A 4,228-nucleotide genomic window follows, 5' to 3' on the forward strand; every position below is an offset into this window, starting at 1 on the left:
GCGGCACCCGGCTCCCCGGGCCGCCACCGCCCCCACGGCGGCCACCGGCACATGCCGGGGCGGCCAGGGCTCCGGTCGCTTCTGCGCCGTTTCGACCGTTGTCGGTCCGAGGACCTAATCTGTGCAGCGTGACTTCGCCTGCCGACACCGAGACCGCTGCGCCCCAGCTCAGCGCGGGGCCGCGGCCCGCACAGGGCCCCGCCGCCGACGAGGGGCTCTCGCGTCGGCTGCGCGCGCTCGCCTGCACCGCCCCGCTGCACGACCTCGACGTGCGCAAGGCGAATCTCGCCGGCGAGTACACGGTCTACGCGATGGCCGAGGTCGCCCTCGCGGCGATCGACCTGGTCACCCTCACCATGGATTTCGACACCGGGGCCGACCACGACCAGATAGTGGCCCGACTCCTGCCGAGGGTGGCGGCCCAGGCGCCCCGGCGGCCCGCCACCGAGCACGAACGGGTGGCCCGCTGGGTGCTGGAGAACCTGATCAACGTGGGCAGCGTGGACCGCGGCTTCCGGGCGGTCTACGGCACGTTCGGCCCGGACGGCGTCTACGTCCGCAGGGACTACGACTTCAAACTGGTCGAGGAGGTCCCGGGCCCCGGCGGCGGCGTCTACCTCCGGGCCACCGACGAGGCGGTCAACGTCCTGGTCGGCGCGCTGGACACGGACGTCACCAGCGCCCAGATCGCCGCCGAGGTGAAGCTGGAGGTCCTCGTCAGCAGGGGACGCCTCGCCGACGCCCAGCTCGCCGCCGAACAAGCCCGGTACCGCACCGTGCAGTACGCCGAGACGCTCCGCCGGACGCTGGAGGCGACCCGGCGCAACGTCCGCGCCGTCGACTGGCTCAACGCCGTCCCCGACATGATCGCCGAGGCTCTGGAGCACGTCGCCGACCGCTACCGCCACGAGAACGCCATCCTCACCAACATCCGCAAGGCCAGGGACGAGGCCGGGGAACCGGAGAACAAGCGCCGCGCCGCCGAACTCGTCGACATCGTGAAGGACTGCATCCGCCGCCACACCCAGCTGCAGTCCAGACTCCTGGAAGCCGGTCCGCTCTTCCGCGCCGAACAGGACCGGCAGGCGTTCGCCGCCCCCACGGCACGCACCGGCCTCGATCTGTACGGACAGCTCGTCGCCCCACTGCTGACGCTCCCCCTCGACCACGCCGTCCGGGCCACCGACGCCTTCTTCGCGCACGGCACCGGGCTCCGCGCCCCCTCCTCGGCCCGCCTCGGCGACCTCGTCGACATGCTGCTCACGCCCCCGGTGGAGCGGGAGCACCTGGGCGCGGAGATGCCCGAGCCCGAGCTCGTCGCCACCCCCGACGACAGCCGGTTCAGCGAGGAACAGCTCGCGAACGCCATGGAGCTGCTCGACCTCGAACACGACGCGCCCCGCAGGCTCTCCGGCCTCCTCGCCGAAGCCAGGCTCCGTGACCCGGAGCTGCCCTACCTGGTCGCCCTGCTCGCGGTCCACGCGGCGAGCCCTCCGGTCGGCACCGCCTACCGCCAAGGCGAGCGCCGGCTGCTGTTCTCCGTCGACGACGGAACACCCCTCGACGACGCCGAGTTCGGTGGCGCCGACCTGATAGTGGGCACCGCGCTGCTGGACGCCGCGGGCATGGCCGCGGACCGCAAGGACGCCTCGTGACCGCCACCCGGCCGGCCACCGCCCTCCCGCCGCACCGTGAGCGCCCCACCCGTACCGAGGAGTCCCCGAGTTGAGCGAGCAGTACGCCGAGCACACCGACGCGTGGGACGAGCCGTCCCCCACGCCCGCGGCCGGCGCCGGACCGTCGGCCGCCCCCGCCGCGGTCACCCCCGCCGACACGGCCGACGCGGCCCGGCTCGTCTCCTTCGGGCTGCAGCCGAAGCTGCTGCCCGCGCGCGACACCACGTACGCGGACCTGCTGCGCCGCTACCGGGAGGAGCCGGCCTTCGCCCGCCTCGCGGACGCCGTCGCCACCGGGCTCGGACTCATCGTCCTGGAGGTCTCCACGCGGGCCGGGATGGCCGTGACCGCCGGTGAGGACTCCGTCTTCGCGGTGCGCATGGGCGACTACGCCCGTCGCGCGTCCTCCGACGCCGCCGACCGCTTCCTGCACGGCCTGGCCCACCTCGCCGTCGCCGCCATGGCCTTCCCCCGCCCCGAGGACCTCGCCGACGACGCGTACATCGGCCGGATCACCGTCAACGGCGTCGACGCCTTCGTCCGCCAGGCCTGCCACCGCCTCGAGGAACGCGCCGCGGAGCAGGGCGACAACACCGACCCGGCCACCGACGCGCCCGGGCTGGAGGCGGGATGGCGGATCTACGCCCGCCGCAGTGCCACGGGCGCGACCAAGGACGCCCGCCGGCTCGCCGGTTCCACCACCGGCATCATCGGCAAGGCCGTCGCCTTCCTCACCGACTCGGGCTTCCTCCAGCGCACCGGGGACGACGCGGGCGGCGCCTACCGCACCACCCCCCGCTACCAACTCCAGGTGCGCGACATGGCGGGCAGTGCCGCCATGGCCGAACTGCTGGAGCTCGGCGTCGTCCCGGTCACGGACGGCTCCGCCACCCTGCTGCCCCCACCCGACGCGGACGGCCTGGAGCTGGCCGCCGACGCGGGCCTGCCCTTCCACTCCTGACCCAGCCCCGCACCCCCGCCGCCCCTGCCTGAACGACGAGAGTCCGCCGCCATGTACGAGTTGTCCCGGGTCCGTCTCTACTCCATCGGGCCCGCCGGTGCGCGCTACGCCGACACCGTGCTCGACCTGCGCGGAGTCGGCGAGCCCGTGCCCCGCCCCGCCCCGGCCCAGGCGGAGTTCTTCGAGGACGAGCCCGTCGGCCCGCCGCGCCGCCCGGCGCCCGCGGGGGTGCTCTTCCTGGAGAACGGCGGCGGGAAGTCCGTCCTGCTCAAGCTGATCTTCTCCGTCATGCTGCCGGGCCACCGCAACACCCTGGGCGGCGCCAGCTCGGGCGTCCTGCGCAAGTTCCTGCTCGCCGACGACTGCGGACACGTCGCCCTCGAATGGCAGCACACCCTCACCGGTGAATGCGTCGTCGTCGGCAAGGTCAGCGAATGGCGCGGACGCCAGGTGTCCAGCGACCCGCGCAAGTTCGCCGAGGCCTGGTACTCCTTCCGGCCCGGACCCGGCCTCAGCCTCGACAGCCTGCCCGTCGCCGAGGCCACCGCGGTCGGCCGGCCCGCCGAGGGCGTCTCCGGCGCCCAGGGCAGGCGCCGCACCATGAAGGGCTTCCGCGACGCCCTCACGGACGCGGGCAAGTTCTACCAGCACCTCGACGTGCACTGGGAGGAGATCCACGACCGCTGGAACGAACACCTCGGCGACCTGGGGCTCGACCCGGAACTCTTCCGCTACCAGCGGGAGATGAACGCCGACGAGGGGGAGGCCGCCGGCCTCTTCGCCGTCAAGAAGGACTCGGACTTCACCGATCTGCTGCTGCGCGCGGTCACCGACACGCGGGACACCGACGGTCTCGCCGACCTCGTCAGCGGCTTCGGCAACAAGCTGGGCCGCCGGGCCGAGCTCACCGCCGAGCGCGACTTCACCGCGGGCTCCGTCGAGCTGCTGGGCCGGATCGTCGACGCCACCGCGACCAGGGCCCGCAGCCGCGACATCCACGCGGGTGCCGAGCGGCGCACCCGCACCCTCGCCCGCAGGCTCTTCGCCCGTGCCGGAGAAGAACGCGGGCGCACCGCGGAGCTCGCCGAGCAGGTCACCGCAGCGGCCCACACCGTCACCGAGGCCGAGGACGGCCGCGGCCGCCAGTCCCTGATCGCCGCGGAGCTGGCCTACCGGCACGCCTCGCTCGCCCTCGCCGCGGCCGAGAGGAGCGCCGCCGCCCAGCGCCGGGAGCTCGGTGAGGCACGGACCCTGCACGCCGCCTGGCAGGCCGCCGAAGCGGTCCTGCGCCACCGGGCGGCCGCCGACCGCTCCGCACGCGTCGCCGTGGCCATCCGCGAGGCCGCGCGGGACGCCGCCCCGGCCCTCGCCGCACGCGCGACGGCCGCCGCCGACCTCGTACGCGCCCTGCAGACCGCGGCCGAGGGGGGTGAGCGCGTGGCCGAGGAGGAAGAGGCGCGTTCCGCCACGCTCCAGGCCACGGGTGAGGCGGCGCACCGCGACGCCACCACCGCCGCCACCGAGGCCCAGCGCGCCCGCAGCGAGGCCGGGCACCTGCGCCAGCGCCTCACCGAGGTCGAGCAGGAGACCG

The 4,228-nt window shown here is 74.7% G+C and carries 2 protein-coding genes and 1 pseudogene; all 3 read left to right on the forward strand.

The features are described from left to right. The first annotated feature begins 128 nt into the window (after positions 1–128). Positions 129–1,655: a hypothetical protein gene (locus ABZ371_RS29665; protein WP_358685349.1), complete on the forward strand. Its 1,527-nt coding sequence runs from the start codon at positions 129–131 to the stop codon at positions 1,653–1,655. Between the two features lie 70 nt (positions 1,656–1,725). Next, complete coding sequence (locus ABZ371_RS29670) at positions 1,726–2,637, forward strand: hypothetical protein (protein ID WP_358685352.1); 912 nt, start codon at positions 1,726–1,728, stop codon at positions 2,635–2,637. Positions 2,638–2,688: 51 nt separating this feature from the next. Further along, positions 2,689–4,228 (forward strand): annotated as a pseudogene (locus tag ABZ371_RS29675) (hypothetical protein); the annotation flags it as partial.

The sequence above is a fragment of the Streptomyces sp. NPDC005899 genome, assembly GCF_040629645.1.
Taxonomy (GTDB): domain Bacteria; phylum Actinomycetota; class Actinomycetes; order Streptomycetales; family Streptomycetaceae; genus Streptomyces.